The 18669-nt window shown below is 45.7% G+C and carries 13 protein-coding genes; 2 read left to right on the top strand and 11 right to left on the bottom strand.

The features are described 5' to 3' along the window. Nucleotides 1-6: 6 nt before the first annotated feature. The 11 genes from treC to MHH93_RS05435 form a co-directional block, all read right to left on the bottom strand. A complete protein-coding gene (gene treC / locus MHH93_RS05385; protein WP_500053130.1) occupies nucleotides 7-1728 on the bottom strand; it encodes an alpha,alpha-phosphotrehalase in 1722 nt (573 codons plus the stop codon). A 386-nt stretch (nucleotides 1729-2114) separates the two neighbouring features. Continuing rightward, on the bottom strand, nucleotides 2115-3470 hold the full coding sequence (gene dctA / locus MHH93_RS05390) for a C4-dicarboxylate transporter DctA (RefSeq protein ID WP_145147170.1): 1356 nt from the start codon (nucleotides 3468-3470) through the stop codon (nucleotides 2115-2117). 239 nt (nucleotides 3471-3709) lie between these two features. Then, the gene (locus MHH93_RS05395) at nucleotides 3710-4402 is read right to left on the bottom strand and encodes a metal-dependent hydrolase (RefSeq protein ID WP_017688878.1); all 693 of its coding nucleotides are present in this window, start codon (nucleotides 4400-4402) and stop codon (nucleotides 3710-3712) included. Between the two features lie 98 nt (nucleotides 4403-4500). Further along, the gene (locus MHH93_RS05400; RefSeq protein ID WP_500053131.1) at nucleotides 4501-6192 is read right to left on the bottom strand and encodes a glycoside hydrolase family 13 protein; all 1692 of its coding nucleotides are present in this window, start codon (nucleotides 6190-6192) and stop codon (nucleotides 4501-4503) included. Between the two features lie 366 nt (nucleotides 6193-6558). Next, entirely contained in the window at nucleotides 6559-7017 is a 459-nt protein-coding gene (locus tag MHH93_RS05405) for a VanZ family protein (RefSeq protein WP_500053132.1), read from the bottom strand. A gap of 41 nt (nucleotides 7018-7058) precedes the next feature. Continuing rightward, nucleotides 7059-7928 carry an AraC family transcriptional regulator gene (locus MHH93_RS05410; protein ID WP_500053133.1) on the bottom strand — a complete coding sequence of 290 codons (870 nt, stop codon included), beginning with the start codon at nucleotides 7926-7928 and terminating at the stop codon, nucleotides 7059-7061. A 266-nt stretch (nucleotides 7929-8194) separates the two neighbouring features. Beyond that, nucleotides 8195-10627, bottom strand: a complete 2433-nt coding sequence (locus MHH93_RS05415) for a glycogen/starch/alpha-glucan phosphorylase (protein ID WP_500053134.1) — start codon at nucleotides 10625-10627, stop codon at nucleotides 8195-8197. Between the two features lie 313 nt (nucleotides 10628-10940). After that, complete coding sequence (glgD, locus tag MHH93_RS05420) at nucleotides 10941-12044, bottom strand: glucose-1-phosphate adenylyltransferase subunit GlgD (RefSeq protein ID WP_500053135.1); 1104 nt, start codon at nucleotides 12042-12044, stop codon at nucleotides 10941-10943. A 26-nt stretch (nucleotides 12045-12070) separates the two neighbouring features. Further along, nucleotides 12071-13240, bottom strand: a complete 1170-nt coding sequence (locus MHH93_RS05425) for a glucose-1-phosphate adenylyltransferase (RefSeq protein ID WP_500053336.1) — start codon at nucleotides 13238-13240, stop codon at nucleotides 12071-12073. Nucleotides 13241-13817: 577 nt separating this feature from the next. Beyond that, nucleotides 13818-14969: an iron-containing alcohol dehydrogenase gene (locus MHH93_RS05430; RefSeq protein ID WP_500053136.1), complete on the bottom strand. Its 1152-nt coding sequence runs from the start codon at nucleotides 14967-14969 to the stop codon at nucleotides 13818-13820. Between the two features lie 245 nt (nucleotides 14970-15214). Beyond that, nucleotides 15215-16909: a M3 family oligoendopeptidase gene (locus MHH93_RS05435; RefSeq protein ID WP_500053137.1), complete on the bottom strand. Its 1695-nt coding sequence runs from the start codon at nucleotides 16907-16909 to the stop codon at nucleotides 15215-15217. Nucleotides 16910-17512: 603 nt separating this feature from the next. Here MHH93_RS05435 and MHH93_RS05440 point away from each other — a divergent pair. Beyond that, the gene (locus MHH93_RS05440) at nucleotides 17513-18265 is read left to right on the top strand and encodes an LPXTG cell wall anchor domain-containing protein (RefSeq protein WP_500053138.1); all 753 of its coding nucleotides are present in this window, start codon (nucleotides 17513-17515) and stop codon (nucleotides 18263-18265) included. A 118-nt stretch (nucleotides 18266-18383) separates the two neighbouring features. Beyond that, complete coding sequence (locus MHH93_RS05445; protein WP_017688899.1) at nucleotides 18384-18596, top strand: cation:proton antiporter regulatory subunit; 213 nt, start codon at nucleotides 18384-18386, stop codon at nucleotides 18594-18596. Nucleotides 18597-18669 lie beyond the last annotated feature (73 nt).

Raw genomic sequence — 18669 nt, forward strand, 5'->3', positions numbered from 1 at the left:
TTGTGATTAGTCCTGTTGTGGCACAAGCCACATATAGGATGCATACGGACTGAGAGAGATTTCCTGTGTCAGTACAGGCGCTACCTCTGTATTTCCAATGAGTAACTCTACTGATTTATTTGTAATATGATCATTCCACACCGCTTCCGGAAGCGAGAACGTGACGTCTCGTTTACTGAAGTTGGATACAACAATCAGGGTTTCACTTCCATTGGTACGTGCGTACGCGAATACGTCCGGATGTGCATCGTCGAGGCGTTCATACAGACCGTCAGTCAGCACGTTAACCTGTTTACGCAGGGCAATCAATTTGCGGTAGTGGTAGTAGATTGAATCCGGGTCAGCCAGCTGCTGCTCCACGTGAATGGACGGATACCTTTCATCCACCTTCAGCCAAGGTGTTCCGGTAGTAAATCCTGCGTTCTTACTTCCATTCCACTGCATCGGTGTTCGGGAGTTGTCCCGGGAACGCTCTTTTACAATGTTGAAAGCTTCTTCAGCGGATTTGCCTCGTTCTTCCTGGAGCAATCGGTACATGTTCGTCGATTCGATATCGCGGAACTCGCTGACGTCATTCCAGACCGGATTCGGCATTCCGATTTCTTCCCCCTGGTAGACATAAGGCGTACCTTGCATTCCGTGTATCGTTGTTGCAAGCATCTTCGCACTTTCGGCACGATAGTCACTATCATCGGCGAATCGGGACAGCGCCCGCGGCTGATCATGGTTATTCAGGAACAGTGCGTTCCAGCCTCCACCGGCCTGCATGCCTGTCTGCCACTCACTAAAGAGCTGCTTCATCGCTTCAAAATCATACGGCATCAGTTCCCATTTCTGACCATTCGGATAATCCACTTTCAGGTGGTGGAAGTTAAACGTCATTGAAAACTCCCGGGAAGCCGGATTCGAATATTGGATACAATGCTCCAGTGTGGTGGAGGACATCTCGCCTACCGTCACCATGTTGTGAGGCCCGAATACTTCATCGTACATCTCGGTGATATACTCATGCACACGCGGTCCATCCGTGTAGTACTTGCGTCCATCACCAGGTGACACGCTACCATCGTCATCCGGGAAACGCTGGTCTTTCGAGATCAGGTTGATCACGTCCATACGGAAACCATCTACACCTTTTTCGGCCCAGAACTTGATCATATCCCGTACAGCTTTGCGTACTTCTTCATTCTCCCAATTCAGATCAGCCTGCGTTTTATCAAATAAAGTCAGGAAATATTGTCCCGTCTGTTCATCATATTGCCAAGCTGGTCCACCGAACTTGGATTGCCAGTTGTTTGGCACACCGCCGTCCGGCGCAGGATCTTTCCAAATATAATAATCCCGGTACGGATTATCCTTGGAAGAACGGGATTGCTGGAACCACTCATGATCGGTCGAGGAGTGATTCACCACGATATCAATCATCAGTTTCATGTCACGAGCCTTCAGACCTTTCAACAGTTCGTCAAAGTCCTCCATCGTTCCATAATCCGGATTAATCCGATAATAGTCCGCTACGTCATACCCATTATCATGCTGGGGGGATACATATACCGGCTGCAACCACACAATATCGATACCCAGATGCTGCAAATAATCAAGCTTCTCGGTTAATCCACGAATATCTCCCGTACCCGATCCGGTTGTATCATTAAAACTCTTTGGATATACCTGATACACCGTTGATGTCTTCCACCAAGATGAGGGAGTTGTGTTATTAGAACTCATGTTAACGCCTCCAATAAATTGTAATGCTCTTATGTGATGTTCTCGGCTAACTTCATATCTATATTACATAAGTAAACATGTATATACAAGTTGAAACTATAATATGTATATTCTTCGTCTCTTCTACACATTCCCCATTAATCTTTCCTCTGTAACATTTATTTTGGAACCTGCGTTCGTAAACCCCATGATATCTGTATTGGTAAAACAAAAAAAACGCCTGTTCTTCCCACGATTGGAGTGGGTAACAGACGGTTTCTTTTGGTTGAACTTGGTTGAACTTGGTTGAACTTCTTAAATGTATTTTACTGTTTATTACTGTTGTAATGGATTGTTATTTTAAAGTACTGTCAGTTGACTTAGTCCCCACAAAGGGGACACACTTCTTACGACATCTCCGGTGAAACTACAGCTTTCCCTTGTTTTTCCTGCATATTTAGCTTTATTAAGGCTAGCGCAGCCTGTTCTTCCCTTTCCAGTTCAGCAGCACTAATCTCGCCTGATAGTACTGCACGCATTCGCTTCTGATCCAGCAGACCTTCCCATTTTGCGACTACGAACGCTGCGACACAGTTTCCCATCAGGTTGGTGAATACACGCATTGTATCCATAAAGCGATCTGCACCAAGCAGCAGAGCAACCGCTGCTACCGGGAAGGCATTGACGGCTACCGCCGTCGCGGACAGAGCCAAGAATGCGGAGCCAGGTACACCTGCCATGCCTTTGGAACTTAACATCAACACCAGCAAAATCGTAATCTGTTGTACAAACGTCAGTTCAATCCCTACGGCCTGAGCCACAAAGACCGTTGCCAACGATAAATAGATCGAAGCTCCATCCAGATTGAACGAGTAACCTGTCGGCACCACAAGCCCCACAACGGCACGATCACAACCTGCCTTGGTGAGTTTGTCCATCATGCGTGGCATCACCACTTCCGATGATCCGGTTCCAATCGCCAGCATCACTTCAGAACGGGTATACTTCACAAATTGCAGGAAATTCAGCCCGGTGATCCACCAGGCAGCGAGTGCCAACATAACGAGAAACAGCAGCGCTGCACCGTAACAGGCCAGAATAAGCAGACCAAAGGACGACAACGTGGAAGCTCCATAAGCACCTACCGTATAGGCCATGGCTCCAAATGCACCAATTGGCGCGAGTTTCATGATATAACCAATGATGCGGAACACAATTCCGAGCAGGTTCTCAATCAGCGTCAATACATTCTCTTTCGCCTTACTCTCCGTTGCTGCCAGCGCAACCCCGAATAAGCATGCTACGAGCAGTACTTGCAGAAGTGCATTTTGTGCAAAGGCATCCACAACACTTGTCGGAATAATATTCATGATAAAGTCCACCGTATGTGGCAACTCGGAACCATTCGTTTTCGCTTCGATGCCACTTGCGTCTATGGTAGAAGGGTCCACGTTCATTCCGGCACCAGGACGAAGCAGATTGGCTGTTCCCAATCCGAGTACCAGCGCCACAGTAGTTGCAATTTCGAACCACACGATGGCTTTCAATCCAATGCGTCCTACGGACTTCAGATCACCGATCTTGGCAATACCTGTCACAATCACCATGAATATCAGTGGTGCGATGATCATTTTGATTAATTTGATGAAGCCTGTTCCGAGCGGTTGCAGCAAACTGCCCAGATCCGGCCACAGGATGCCTACGCCAATCCCGATAATTACCGCTACAATAATCTGAAAGAATAATGATTTCACAAATGACATAAACGCTCCCCCTGTTTTGCGGTCAATTCGGATTTTCGGTTGGTTTCCGTGTAACTTTTTATATCATTCCGAAACGGAGTTCAACAATGGAATTTCAATCTTTTTGTCATTTGTACCAACTCTATCTGTGAAAATTGAACCTGAAACCGAAAAAAGACGAATATCGCGTCAGTTATCTTGACGTGATATTCGTCTTTATCTATCAATCCATTTATTATTGAACAGGGGTTAAATGTGCATCACAGGGTAATGGATTCCCCTGGGGCCAGCACACGGCCTTCCAAACCTTTAGCAGCCAGCTGCTGTACGAAGTGTTCCGCATCCTGACGAATCACAGGGAATGTATCATAATGAACCGGGATGGTCAGTTTGGCATTAAACCATTCGGCCGCTTGCAGCGCATCCTCAGGTCCCATTGTGAAATGTCCACCAATAGGCAAGAAAGCTACATCGATATCATGGCGATCACCAATCATCTTCATATCCCCGAAGAGACTTGTATCTCCGGCATGCAAAATGGTTTTGCCACCAATATTAATGATATATCCAGCAGGCAAACCTGCATACATGATCCGTTGTTCTTCTTCCAACACGATCCCGGAAGTATGGAACGCCTGGATCATTTTGGCTTGAGCAAAATCAAGATCTACCGTTCCGCCCATGTTCATTCCGAGCGTGTCCAGACCTTTCCAGGACATATATGTAGCCAGCTCTACAATCGCCACAACTTTGGCGTTATTCGCTTTGGCAATCGGTTCAGCATCGAGGATGTGATCCATATGTGCATGTGTCAGCAACACAACATCGGTCTTGATATCTTCTGGCTTAGTGACGGCAAGCTCGTTGCCACGCAGGAAGGGATCAATGATCAGTGACTTTTCTTCTGTGCCCAGCTGTACACTGGAGTGACCGTGGAACGTAATATTCAACAACTTGGATTCCTCCCGACATATGTTTTGATTATTTTAAAACCACTTTATTTATTATAAATCATAGCTCTTCACCAACGCAAAATTCGCGATTATCCATCTCAGCGCTGCTTACGATACACCCTTGTTTCGAACGGCTGAAGCTGAATCGCACCTTCATCGGTAGAATATCGTCTGCTTACATTGCTGATCATCAGCTTGGCATGCTCGGAATCCCAGTCCTCCGGCCACTCCATCTCGGGTTCATGCCCACGGAAATTCAGAATGACCAACATCTGCTCCTCATCCAGCGTTCGGGTATAGGCATAGATATCCGGATCATCCGGCAGCAGCAGTTCATACGCACCATAGATAAGCACTTTATGTTGTTTGCGAAGCGCAATTAACTTCCTGTAATAATGCAAAATGGATCGCGGATCACTTTCGGCATCGGCTACATTAATCTCAGGATAATTATCATTCACCTGTATCCAGGGCTGACCTTGGGTAAAACCTGCATGTTCCGTGTCATCCCATTGCATCGGCGTGCGAGCATTGTCGCGACTCTTCAGCCAGATCGCCTGCATGACTTCATGCTTCGACTTCCCTTGACCAATGTAATGATTGTAATAATTTTTCGTCTCGATGTCCCGGTATTGCTCGATATTCGGAAAGGCGACATTGGTCATGCCGATCTCTTCCCCTTGATAGATATAAGGTGTTCCTTCGAGTGTAAGCATCCACGTGGCCAGCATCTGAGCAGAACGCACCCTATACTTACCGTCATCTCCAAAACGGGAAACCGGGCGGGGCTGATCATGGTTGCCCATATAATTGGCGTTCCACCCTCTACCATGCAGAACCGTTTGCCACCGACTCATAATTTCTTTGAGATCTGTCAATTTCCATTCCTTATAGTTCCACTTTCCAATTCCGGAAGATTTGGCATCGATGAACATATGCTCAAACTGGAATACCATATTAAGTTCATCGCGATCAGTCCCCACATAAGCCAGCGCCTGCTCAGGCCCAAGTCCGGAAGTCTCGCCAACCGTCATCGGTCCATAAGGTTTCAGGATCATGTTATTCAGCTTTTTCAGAATCGAGTGGACTTGTTCCAGGTTGGAAAAGAGCTGATATGCCGGAACCACTGGCAGATTATCCGGATTGTGGGCACTTGGCAGGCCCTCTGCCTTGGCGATATGCGCCACTGCATCAAAACGGAATCCGTCTACCCCTTTTTCCAGCCACCAATGCACCATCTCATACATCTCTTCCGCCATCTGTTCATTGTTCCAGTTGAGATCGGGTTGCTGTTCCGAGTACAGATGAAGATAATACTCATTCGTTTCGGCATCATGCTTCCACACTGAACCTCCAAAATAGGATTCCCAATTATTCGGCACCTGCCCATTTTTGCCTGAACGCCAAATATAATAATCCCGTTTTGGATTCATCTTTGAAGATCGTGATTCGGCAAACCACGCATGTTCATCCGATGTATGATTCAACACCAAATCCATCATGATCTTGAGGCCACGCTTATGTGCCTCTGCCAATAATCGATCAAAATCCTCCATCGTGCCATATCTGCGCAGAATGGCGTAATAATCACGGATATCGTATCCGTTATCATGTCCCGGTGAATCGTAGATGGGACAGAGCCAGATCACATCCACGCCCAAATTTTCCAAATAATCAAGCTTCTCGCAGATCCCCTGCAAGTCGCCATATCCATCTCCGTCCGAATCCTTGAAGCTGTTCGGGTAAATCTGGTATACCACACTCTCTTTCCACCAAACGATATCGCCCACCTCGCTCTCATCTTTGTCCAATATATAAATTGAACTAAAGCATATTTACACTGGACACTCCGATGACAGAATAACCTTACGATCGCTGTTATCCCCAGATTTTATGAATTCCCCTTATAAGGGGAAAATCCGGGGATAGCCTATGCTTCCGATGCAGCTTTCTTTCAGAAATCTTTTAGGCGAACGCTTTCGCTTTCTCTGATTATTTCTGTCCTCTCCGTTTCGTGTAAATGTTTAGTTCAATTTATATATAATCTCTGTTCACTATATTAAGCCGTTAATATGTTTTATCCGAAATGATTCCCTTGTAAACATTAGAAAGGGTTCTTATGCAAAAAGACCCGGTCATGGACCGCGATCTGCGGCTCAATTCCGAGTCTTTCCTGGTGAGAATAAGAATAGCTTAAATCCGGCGTAACCGATCCAGGCACCGATTGTGTTCAGAATAATGTCATCCACATCGAACGAACCTACACGGGTAATTAATTGGGTGACTTCAACGCCCAACAGGAGCAAAACAACAGTAGATGTGAAGGTCAGGAAAGAATGACATCTCCGAAACAACCATGGAATCCAGATCCCCAGCGGAATGAACAATACGATATTGCCGAACAAATTCTTGACCCAGGCATCTGTATGGTACCTCTCCCTCTCCAATAGAAGGGGCCGAATGGTCTCAAAGGGGATGAGATTATATTGATAATACATGCCTGCCGTTCGTCCACTGACAAACAGTAAATTGCCCATGATCAATGTGTAAAGCACTGCCATACAAGCAACTATTAAGAACATAAACTTGGAGTGAAGCCACGACTTTTCATTCATTCCTTCTATCCTCCGACCTTGTTTTCCGCGAAGCGGTAGGTCTATTTTAACGGGATATAGATCTTCATGTCCAATTGTTCAGGTGTCGATTTCCACACATCCGTCACTTCAAAGTCTGGCCCTTCCCTCCGTTCATAGTTCGACTGCGGTAGCCAACTGCCATAGATCATTTTCCGGATATCCTGCCCGGAGCCCTCCACGCTGAACTCTGCATACAAGCCGCCCGGAATTTCAATCGAGGTAAAACCGGGATCAAGTACGTGAGATGCTCCACTGCTCTCTTCACCCACAATAAAAGAAAATGCTCCATCCTCTTCAAAATGACAGGCCACACCATAAGCCATATCAGGACGTGATCTCTCCGGGATCGCCATAAATCTCTGTTCCAACCCAAAATCGTGATAAAATCCGGGTATTTCAGCATAATGCTGATTTTCATTCAGGTTGGTCTTATATTCATAGCCGACAATCCAGTTCGGTTCCCTTGTGATCAGACGAGGTGTGTTCATGTGGAATGTTCCATCAAGTGAAGTGCGATAGTCATTAAAATTAATGCTCTGTTGCATCTTCAATAGAGACAACTGATTTGCTTCCAGCTTGCGCAGCTTCGCAGGTGTCATTCCAAAGTAGGCTGAAAACGCACGGGTAAATGCCTCCTGTGATTGATAACCAAAGTTCATCGCAATGCCCAATATGCCTTCCGATGTGTCCCGCAACATCCTTGCAGCTTCCGTTAATCTCCGTCTGCGCACATATTCCAGTACCGTGAATCCGGTGATCGCCTGGAATAAACGTTGAAAATGAAACGCCGAAAAACTTGCAGCAGCAGACGTCTCTCTAATATTAAAGTTTTCCTGCAAATGCTGCTCCAGATACTCAATCGCAAGCTGAATTCGTGTGTAATGATCCATAGTGACGGCTCCCCTATCTCAATTCGAAATATCCAACGATTTCTTATGTAGTATGACTGAGATCAAGTTCACTTTTTTGATTTTGTGTGCGAACTTGTATGATGAAAGATACGTGAATTGCACTTCAATTCATTTTTGAATGTCACTATGATTCACTTTAAGCCAAAATCCCCTTGTTCTACCAGAAGATGCTCTCTACTCTGATTGATTATCCAGTAGAGATCACTCTTGTGAACAAGGGGATCTGTATTTCTATAAATCTATGCTCAACCTTTCCAGTTCCCGGACACGGGATGAATACCCCAGATATCCGTAGCATACTCACTAATGGTACGGTCGCTGGAGAATATACCGGAATGCGCCGTATTTAATATCGCTTTTCGAGTCCAGCCCGGAATATCCCGATATGCCTGGTCAATGGCAGCATGCGCGTCTGCATAAGCAGCAAAATCACGCAATACAAAGTATTCGTCACCATGGGCAAGCAGTGAGTCATAAATATCCCAGAACTCCCCGTCACGATAACAGAATGCACCTGGATGCACCAATTGCTCCACGACCTCGCGAATGCGATCATCATGCTGCACAATCTCATTTGGACGATAATTGCCAGAACGATAATACTCAAGCACTTCGTCTGCACGCAGACCATAGATGAACATATTCTCTTCTCCGACCTGCTCCGCCATCTCCACATTGGCTCCATCCATCGTGCCAATCGTCAAAGCACCGTTCATCATAAACTTCATGTTGCCCGTACCGGAAGCTTCTTTACCTGCTGTCGAGATCTGCTCACTAACATCCGCAGCAGGAATGATTTTCTCTGCAAGAGAGACGGAATAGTTCTCGAGGAAAAATACCTTCAGTCGATCATTTACAGCCGTATCCCGATTCACCGTGTCAGCCACAGTGTTGATCAGCTTGATAATTTTCTTGGCAAAATAATAACTCGGCGCTGCCTTGGCACCAAAGATGAACGTACGTGGCACCATATCAAACGAAGCATCATTCTTAAGCCGGTTATACAAATGCATGACATGCAGAATGTTCAACAGTTGCCTTTTGTACCCATGCAATCTCTTCACTTGCACATCAAAGATGGAGTCCGGATTCACTGGCGTCCCGGTATGATCCAGAATGTACGAAGCAAGCCGCTCTTTGTTATCCCGCTTAATCAAACGGAACTGCTCCTGGAATGATGCACTATCCGCAAAGTCAGCCAACTGGTCCAGCTTGCCCGGCTCTGTTATCCATTCGTTACCGATCGTATCCGTAATCAGATCCGACAGTTTCGGATTGGCATGCATCAACCAGCGGCGATGAGTAATACCATTCGTTTTGTTATTGAAACGCTCTGGATACAGTGCATAGAACGGAGCCATCTCGCGCTCTTTCAAAATCTCAGTATGCAATGCGGCAACACCATTCACGCTGTGACTGCCTACAATAGCCAGGTGCGCCATCCGTACCTGATCATTCGCAATAATCGCCAGATGCCCTATGCGGTCCTGATCTCCTAGATACCGGTCCAGCAGCATGCCACAGAAGCGTTTGTTGATCTCTTCGATGATCATGTAGATCCGTGGCAGCAGCTTGCTGATCATGGCTACAGGCCATTTTTCAAGCGCCTCACTTAGCGTTGTATGATTGGTATACGATACAGTACGGGTTGTGATATCCCATGCTTCATCCCAGCCATAACCCTTCACATCAATCAGGATGCGCATCAGTTCTGGAATCACCAGGGTTGGATGCGTGTCGTTAATGTGGAAGGCCACTTTATCTGGCAAACGATCATACGGCAGCTCCAGCTTGTTGAACGTACGCAACGCACTCTGCACGCCTGCTGAACACATGAAATATTGCTGCTTCAATCGCAACAGCTTTCCTTCGTACTGGGAATCATCGGGATACAGGAATTCCGAGATTGATTCCACCGAACGGCTATAATCCAGATAGCCGTAGTAGTTCGAAGGTGTATCGAGTGAAGTCTCGCGCTTCGGCTCGGCACTCCATAGACGCAATGTGTTCACATGCGTTTGACCATAACCGATGACAGGCACGTCATAGGGGATCGCTACAACCGATTCGGCATCTTTTGTAACAAATTGATAATGTCCATCCTGCTCGTGAGCTTCAACCCGGCCCCAGAACTGGACCTCCACCTTTTTGTCAGGGCGGCGGACTTCCCATTCATTGCCTTTATCCAGCCAATTGTCAGGCAACTCGACCTGATTGCCATTGATGATTTTTTGTTCAAACAACCCGTATTTATAGCGAATGCCGCAGCCATGTCCTGCATATCCGAGGGATGCGAGTGAATCCAGGAAACAGGCAGCGAGTCGTCCCAGCCCTCCGTTACCGAGTCCTGCATCCGCCTCCTGTTCTTCTACCTCTTCCAAGGAGAAGCCCAGTTCCGCCAGACTATCACGGACGAGTTCCAATTCATTTACATTCAACAGATTGTTGCCGAGCAGACGTCCAATCAGGAATTCCAGCGAGAAGTAATAGACCTGTTTATCCTGGCGCTGCTTAAACCCCTGATTCGACGCTGCCCAATCCTGGCCTGCATATTCACGAATCATGCTTCCCAGTACATGGTATACGTCTTCCTGCGTTGCTTCTTCAATCGGTTTGCCCAATTTGCTGACCAGATTCCGTGTAAAGATACTCTTGAACGTTTCCTTGTTGTCAAACAAAAGTAGGTTCCTCCCGGGGAAATCCTGCAGGATGGTGGCGGTTCATACACTCAACATTTTGGTTTGAGCATGCGCCCGTTACGGTTACGAATCGTTCTTATGATCGCTGTTATCCCTGTATTTTCTTGAATTATTATTTAGATGTGAAAATACAGTGATAAAGGCGACCGCTACGCTTCTTCAGAATCGATTTCGTCTCCTTCACTTACTGCTACGCTCTTAGCCAAACAAGTTTCTTGTATGAACCTGAAATCCATCCTGCAGGATTTTTATTTTATATATATTTATAGAAGATATCGGTTACGTGCGGGAATTAGATAATAGTACTTTTTGCTAAAATGTATGGATTCGACGGGGCACCGATCAAGGTCTGTCCTCCGGTTAGCTTCACGTCTTTATCCAGAATGACGTTCTCAAGTACCGTCCCCTCACCAATATAACATTTCTGCATGATGATGGAACCTTTGATTTTGGCACCTTTGGCAACCTGTACGCCCCGGAATAAAATGCTGTCTTCCACCTCTCCAGCTACAATGCAGCCATTGGCCAGAAGTGAATGTTTAACATCGGCGGTATCCAAGTATTTGGCAGGCGCTTCGTATTTAATTTTCGTCTGGATCGGATCTTCCTTGAACAGTTGTTCATATTGTCCTGTGTTAAGCAGTTCCATGCTATTGCGATAATAGCTGTTGATCGAATTGATAACTGCGTGATAGCCATCATATGCATACGCAGCGATATTCAATCCATCCGGATTTTTTTGAATGACATCCCGGAAGAAATGGCTCTCGCCATGATCGATGCAGCGCTGCACCTGGCGCAGGAACAATTCCTTTTCCATAATGAAAATTTCTGTATATATATTCGGGTGATTAGCGCTTTGGTGAATGTCCACCACGTTACCGTCCCCGTCATGGTCAATTTTGACACAGGCGTCATGCTCAGGCAGGAGTTGATCCACTTTTTTGCAGACCAGTGTGACATCTGCTCCTTTGCTGATGTGATACCTGTAGACATCCTGAAGGTCTGCTTTGGTCACATGACGACTGCCTGCGTGCACGACGTATTGACCTGATCCTCTATGGAAAAAGTCCAAATTGTTATGAAAATGCTGCAAGTCCCCTTGTGACGTATCTGTTGGATCGTTCCAGTCTGGCGGCAAAATAAACATACCTCCATGTTTGCGATCCAGATCCCACGGCTTACCGTCACCGAGATGGTCCATCAGAGAGCGATACTTGCGCCGGACAAACACACCTATACTTTCAATTCCGGCATTCATCATATTGGATAGAACAAAATCGATCAGACGGTAACGCCCGGCATAAGGCACAGCGGCCCCGCAGCGAAAGTACGTCAATTCCTTCAATTCTTCAAGTTCATGGTCAAGGTTAATAACTCCGATCAATGGTTTCATCGCATGCACCGTCCTTTTGGCTTCAATTAGGCCTTGCTGGTTATTCCTTGGCGAAGCTGACGTTCCAGTTCTTCCTGATCCACGAGCAATATATCACTTTCATCTCCTGGTGCAGGCGAAATCTGTGTTCCATCCGGAATAACCAATCCTTCGGAGATAATCGCTCGATGAATGCGCACATTTTGCCCAATCTTCACCCTTGGCATGATGACCGAATCGATAACGGCGCTGTTCTCACCCACTTCAATTCCATAAAAAAGTACAGAATGATTGACCTCCCCATGCACAACACTGCCTTCACTGATAATACAATTCCGCACCTTGGCCGAAGGCGAGATATATTGTGCAGGTTGGTTCGGATTACGTGTAAAGATACGCCAGTCCGGATCATTCAGATTAAACGGTGTGTCTTCGTCCAACAGGTCCATATTGGATTCCCACAGACTGCGAATGGTACCTACGTCTTTCCAGTAACCTTCGAATGGATATGCATATAGGGATTTTTCATTTTCAAGCAACAAAGGAATAATATCTTTACCAAAGTCATAGGAGGTGGATGCCTGTTGTTCATCCTGAATCAGGAAACGTTTCAGTACATCCCACTTGAAGAGATAGATACCCATGGAAGCGAGTGTGCTCTTGGGCTCAGGAGGTTTTTCTTCGAATTCATAGATGCTATAGTCATCGTTGGTGTTCAGCACGCCGAAGCGGCTGGCTTCTTCCAATGTGACATCAATAACGGATATGGTGCAATCCGCATCTTTTTCTTTGTGATACTGAAGCATTTTTTCGTAGTCCATCTTATAAATATGATCCCCTGACAGAATGAGCACATGCTCAGGATCGAATTGTTCAATAAAGTTCAGGTTGCGGAAGATGGCATCTGCTGTGCCACGGTACCAGTTGCTTCCGTCTTCACGTTCATGTGGAGGAAGTACATATACCCCACCGTTTTTACGATCCAAATCCCAGTCACTGCCAATGCCAATATAGGAATGTAAGACAAGTGGTTCATATTGAGTCAATACACCCACTGTATCAATGCCAGAATTAGAGCAGTTACTCAACGGAAAATCAATGATTCGGTATGTGCCCCCAAAATATACAGCTGGCTTAGCCAGTGATTTGGTTAATCCTTTTAACCTCTTACCTTGCCCTCCGGCAAGCAGCATCGCTACAACTTCTTTTTTCGCCATCATTACAGCCTCCTCCACATGCATTCGTTCTGTTCATTTCAGAGCCCATAATCGATATTCTGTTGTGTGGACACTGTTGTCTTGATTAGGAGCATGCTGTACAGATGTGTAACCGGATGAATAATATTGCGGTTGAACTTCTTGGAATGTGAAGCCTGAAATAGAGATGTTGCTGGTGTAGAATCGCCCGAACTGACTTACAGAGGTGAATGTTAGCTGCAGAACTTAGGGTGTAGCTCGTGAACAATGAAATAGACTACTCCTATTTAACATTAAACACGAAACGGACTGGGGAATCTTACTGAAAAGCATCGACAGCAAGTTGAGGCTCAGATTAACCTCTCTCGTGCCACTGTTATTTATAGTGTATTCGATAGTGACAAAGCAAAATCCTTTAGTTCTTGCACAATTATTAAGTGGGAAAATAAGTAAAAAACAACATGACAAAAAAGCCGACTTCCCCTCCCGGCTCATTTTGTCTGTTTATTCTATGGCCCCTGCTCGGTTCCCATGCTCCTCTAGTTTAACAGGTTCATACTGTACTCTATTTCATGTTGGTATCCGCTCCTAAAATGGTTTATATAATTTTGCGGAACAGCTCCATCACTTCATCTTTGGATGGTTGATAGGGGTTGCCTGGTGCACATGCATCTTTCATTGCATTATCGGCAAGCAATTCCACATCCGGATCTTTCACACCCAGTTCAGACAATTTCTCGGGGATACCTACTTCCTTCGATAGCTGACGTATGGCCTCAATCACGTAATGCGAACACTCCTCATCACTTCTACCCTTTACATCCATGCCGATTGCTTTGGCAATATGACGGAATTTGCCCGGTACATGCTTGGCATTCAGCTCCTCTACATAGGGGAGTAACATGGCGTTACATACACCATGCGGCAGATCATATACGCCACCCAGTTGATGCGCCATCGCATGGACATAACCCAGGCCCGCATTGTTAAAAGCAATACCGCCAAGGAAACACGCGTACGTCATATGTTCCCGCGCTTCCAGATCACTGCCGTCTCTCACGGCTCTTGGTAAATATTCAAAGATCAGTTCAACAGCTGCAGCAGCTGTCGCACTTGTCACTGTAAATCCTCCAGGTGTAACCATCGCTTCCACGGCATGGGTCAACGCATCCATTCCTGTAGCCGCTGTGAGACTTGCAGGTTTGCTGAGCATCAGCTCCGGATCATTAACCGACAGGGAGACCAGACTGTTGCGGTCCACCATCACCATCTTCACTTTACGTTCCTCATCTGTAATCACGTAGTTTATTGTCACCTCGCTCGATGTGCCAGCCGTTGTGTTAAAGGCCACAAGTGGCACGGACTTATGTTTCGATTGATGCAATCCTTCATATTCACGGATATGTCCACCGTTCGTAGCTACAATGCCAATGCCTTTGGCAGCATCCTGTGGTGAACCTCCGCCTATCGATATAATGGCGTCACAGCCATGATCCTGGAATACTCGAAGTCCGTCATGTACATTCTGACATGTTGGATTAGGCTGAACCTCATCATATACAACATAGTCTAACCCTGATTTTCTTAATATAGACAGTACCTGCTCTGCAACACCTGAAGTAATCAAGTAACGATCACTTACCACGAGTGCTTTGCGAATACCCATCTGTTCGATCATCTGGCCTGCTTCCTGTAAACACCCTCTACCCATCAAGTTCACGGGCGGAACATAATATGCATGTGTTGCCATTTGAACCAGCCTCCTGTAAGCCCTGATTTACTATCTACATTGTAACTGAATCCGTTTTCAGATATAGTGAAATAAATCACAATGAACACGATAAATGTTACACTGAGGTTGATTTTTACCTGTAATGAAAAAGACGCCCCAGACACCCAAAGGTATCCGAGCCGTCTCTCCTATCGATGTTAAAGCTATATCCACTACTTATATCTTACCAAAGGTACTTTCACTAAAAGCATCCTTACAGAGGCTTACAGAGCCTTATCGTTCACCCCATCAAGCCATGCCTCAATATCGCCAATTACTGAGGAAACACAACCGTCCTCAAATGGTGAGTTCAATCCAGCCAGTTCCACCAATCCGGTGAAGGATAGGCTTCCTCCCGCTTTGCACAATGTCAGATAGTCGGCCCATGCGGACTTCATGTCCTCATTGCTGCGTTTCCAGAACTGGAATGCACAGATTTGAGCAAGCGTATAGTCAATGTAATAGAACGGCGATGAGAAAATGTGACCCTGTTTATGCCAGAAGCCACCTTGCTCCAGATACGCATTGTCTTTGTAATTGATGTGTGGCAGATAGGTCTTCTCAATGTTGCGCCATGCCTGTTTGCGCTCCGCTGGTGTTGCATCCGGATTCGCATACACAAAATGCTGGAATTCATCCACGGCTACGCCATAAGGAATGAACAACAGACCGGAAGACAAGTGATCGAACTTATACTTGTCCGTATCTTCCTCAAAGAACAACTGCATCCACGGCCATGTGAAGAACTCCATGCTCATGGAATGAATCTCAGCCGATTCATACGTCGGCCAGTTGTACTCAGGCACTGCAAAATCACGGCTCTCATACACTTGGAAAGCATGACCTGCTTCATGTGTCAATACATCAATATCACCCGATGTACCGTTGAAGTTGGAGAAGATAAACGGCACTTTGTAATCGTTCAGGAATGTACAATATCCGCCGCCCTGTTTGCCTTTTTTGCTGACCAGATCCATAAGTTCGTTCTCGGTCATCATCTGGAAAAATGCATCCGTCTCTGGTGATAATTCAGCGTACATTTTCTTACCATTATTAATAATCCAGTCCGCATCACCCTTCGGTGTCGGGTTACCCGTCTTGAAGCTGAAACCCTGATCATAGTAATACAGCGTATCCACATCAATCCGATTACGCTGGCGCTCTCTGAGCTTGGTCGCTACAGGTACAATATAATCACGAACTTGTGCCCGGAAGTTGGCTACCATCTCTGCGTTGTAATCCGTACGGTTCATGCGATCATAGCCGAGTTCCACGTAGCTTGGATAGCCCAGTTTCTTCGCGATCTGTGTACGTACTTTAACCAGCTCATCGTAAATGCGATCGAATTCAGCCTCATGTTCAGCCATGAACGTATATCTGGCTTCCGAAGCACGCTCCCGCATGGAGCGATCCGTGGATAGTTCAAATGGATGAAGCTGTGGCAACGTGCGCTCTTCACCTTCGAATGGAATTTTGGCCGAAGCGATCAACTGATTATATTCGGTGGAAAGTTTGTTCTCCTTCTGGAGTTCTTCAATAATTTCCGGGCTGAATGTTTTCAGTGAAAGATCCGCCAGCTGGAACAGCTGTGAACCCCATTTTTGTTCCAATTCATTGCGGAATTTCGAGTTAACCAGTGCACGGTAAAAATCCGTAATATATTCCTGCACAACCGGTGCATTCTCATCCAGAAATTCGTTCTCTGCCTTGTAAAATTCATCATTGGTATCAATGGAATGACGGATATAGACCAATTGGGCTTGCGTCTCAAAATCACTGCGCAGCGCGTTAATCTGATCCATAACCCCACTCTGTTCCTCAACCGTTGCCGCAGCTTCAAAACTGGTCAATAGCTCATGGAAAGATGTCTTGATAAGTTCCAGATTCGGACGTGTATACGTATACTCACTAAATTTCATTTATGTACACCCTTTCCTGTTTGGCAGAATTTCGGGAGTATCCCGAGTGAAACTACCCCCTATTATACAAAAGAGCAGCTAAAAAATCCCATCTTTACGAAAAATATTTGTCCATCGGTCAAATTGTACAACATGAATAGTTACATATATTACGCGCTAATGTGAGGTCACTGTCTCGAAAATTTCCCTACACAAATAAGCCCGCCTCGCGTTAGCGAAGCCAGCTTATAGGTTGTCATTTCTTTTCACATTTAGAAAATACTAGCTTTGGTCTTTATCCATAATCTGATAGAACCAGCCCATTCCGACCATGCCCACGACCATAATAACAGCCATAATAATGATATATGTCATGAATGTAACCTCCCTGCTCCCGTATATTCATCACACTACTACTAGTGTACACGGTGAAGCGCCGTTTGAATTGACCGAACATTGACAAAAATACGAAATCTTTAATTTTAATATATAGATTATTTCCCCAAGCACACTTAATCATACTTTCCTCATTGAACGGTTCAAAGTTTCATCTGCCATGCTTACGGTGTATACTATATTTCTATGAAATGGAATCTGGATTTTTACGCAGAAAGGTTGAAAGACATGTCGACTCGCATCCCCTTACGTCAGCTATTTCTTATTGTTTTACTTGCCCTTATGTTATCTGTTTTATCCGCCTGTGCGGATGGAGAAGCCCATCTTACGGTGAATATGGATGGATCAACGGATCTGGATCTCAATCTCAACGTCAAGAACTCTGCTCTTGGAAAGATTGGACAAGACAATCTCATGCCTCTGATCGCAGATGCGCTCAATCGAAATAACTTCCAGGCTGAAGTCTCTGAACAGGGAGATCAGCAGCAACTCACAGCGACAACCCATTATGAAAAAAGCAATACGACCAGCTTTGACACATCCGATTTACCAGAAGGAATCAAGGTTGAACAAACCAGTACGCCTGGCTTCTTCACTTCCAAGATGCATATTACAGCAGAAGCCGACCTCATGGAGTCCATGCCCGATGGTGAGATCAAAAATCAGATTAACAAGGTGCCTAACTTTCTTAAAAACCTCTTGTTAAAAGATGTTAACTTTGACTTCAAACTGTCTTTGCCCATCAAGGCAGCCGAATCCAATGCAGATCAGGTAGAGGATGGCGGAAAAACGCTCATTTGGCACGTTTCCCCCCTCCAGATGAATAAACTGGATCTGACTGTACAGGTTCCCAATATCCGGAACATCATCATTGCAGTCATTGGCCTATTATTAATCGCAGCTCTTCTCATTTGGTTTTTTGTTCGCCGCAGACGGGCCAGACAGCGCCATAGTGCAGGCACAGATCGCGGAAAAGATTAATTCTTTCACACCAATTTTATTTGTGACTTGCCAAACGGTGTTATGGATAGTAGAATACATCCGTACTGTGTGAACGGTTAATTTTTTATTAAGCAAAGCTAAAGAGGTGACAGGTTTCATGAATATCCGCGAATGCCCACTACCTGGTATCGGAGTTAAGTACCAGTTTGATACAAAGGGCGGCCATCAGTTAGTCATTATTGTACATGAAGACGGACGCCGTGAATTATTCTCCGTTGATCCACAAGATAACGAAGAACTCACTCTGATTGCAGATTTGGAAGATGACGAATGCGTAACCCTCTCCGGTTTAATCGGAGGCTGGTCCTGATTCTCATTCTCAGGTGCCTGCTAATTTGAGCAAATGACAGAATAACCTGTGCCTTGAATTTCAAGGTACAGGT

The organism is Priestia sp. FSL H7-0729 (genome assembly GCF_038005685.1).
Lineage (GTDB): Bacteria > Bacillota > Bacilli > Paenibacillales > Paenibacillaceae > Paenibacillus.

What these genes read in the sequence shown, in the direction of transcription:
- treC (WP_500053130.1), bottom strand. Translation starts at nt 1,728, where the DNA reads ATGAGTTCTAATAACACAACTCCCTCATCTTGGTGGAAGACATCAACG.
- dctA (WP_145147170.1), bottom strand. Translation starts at nt 3,470, where the DNA reads ATGTCATTTGTGAAATCATTATTCTTTCAGATTATTGTAGCGGTAATT.
- MHH93_RS05405 (WP_500053132.1), bottom strand. Translation starts at nt 7,017, where the DNA reads ATGAATGAAAAGTCGTGGCTTCACTCCAAGTTTATGTTCTTAATAGTT.
- MHH93_RS05410 (WP_500053133.1), bottom strand. Translation starts at nt 7,928, where the DNA reads ATGGATCATTACACACGAATTCAGCTTGCGATTGAGTATCTGGAGCAG.
- glgD (WP_500053135.1), bottom strand. Translation starts at nt 12,044, where the DNA reads ATGAAACCATTGATCGGAGTTATTAACCTTGACCATGAACTTGAAGAA.
- MHH93_RS05425 (WP_500053336.1), bottom strand. Translation starts at nt 13,240, where the DNA reads ATGGCGAAAAAAGAAGTTGTAGCGATGCTGCTTGCCGGAGGGCAAGGT.
- MHH93_RS05430 (WP_500053136.1), bottom strand. Translation starts at nt 14,969, where the DNA reads ATGGCAACACATGCATATTATGTTCCGCCCGTGAACTTGATGGGTAGA.
- MHH93_RS05435 (WP_500053137.1), bottom strand. Translation starts at nt 16,909, where the DNA reads ATGAAATTTAGTGAGTATACGTATACACGTCCGAATCTGGAACTTATC.
- MHH93_RS05440 (WP_500053138.1), top strand. Translation starts at nt 17,513, where the DNA reads ATGTCGACTCGCATCCCCTTACGTCAGCTATTTCTTATTGTTTTACTT.
- MHH93_RS05445 (WP_017688899.1), top strand. Translation starts at nt 18,384, where the DNA reads ATGAATATCCGCGAATGCCCACTACCTGGTATCGGAGTTAAGTACCAG.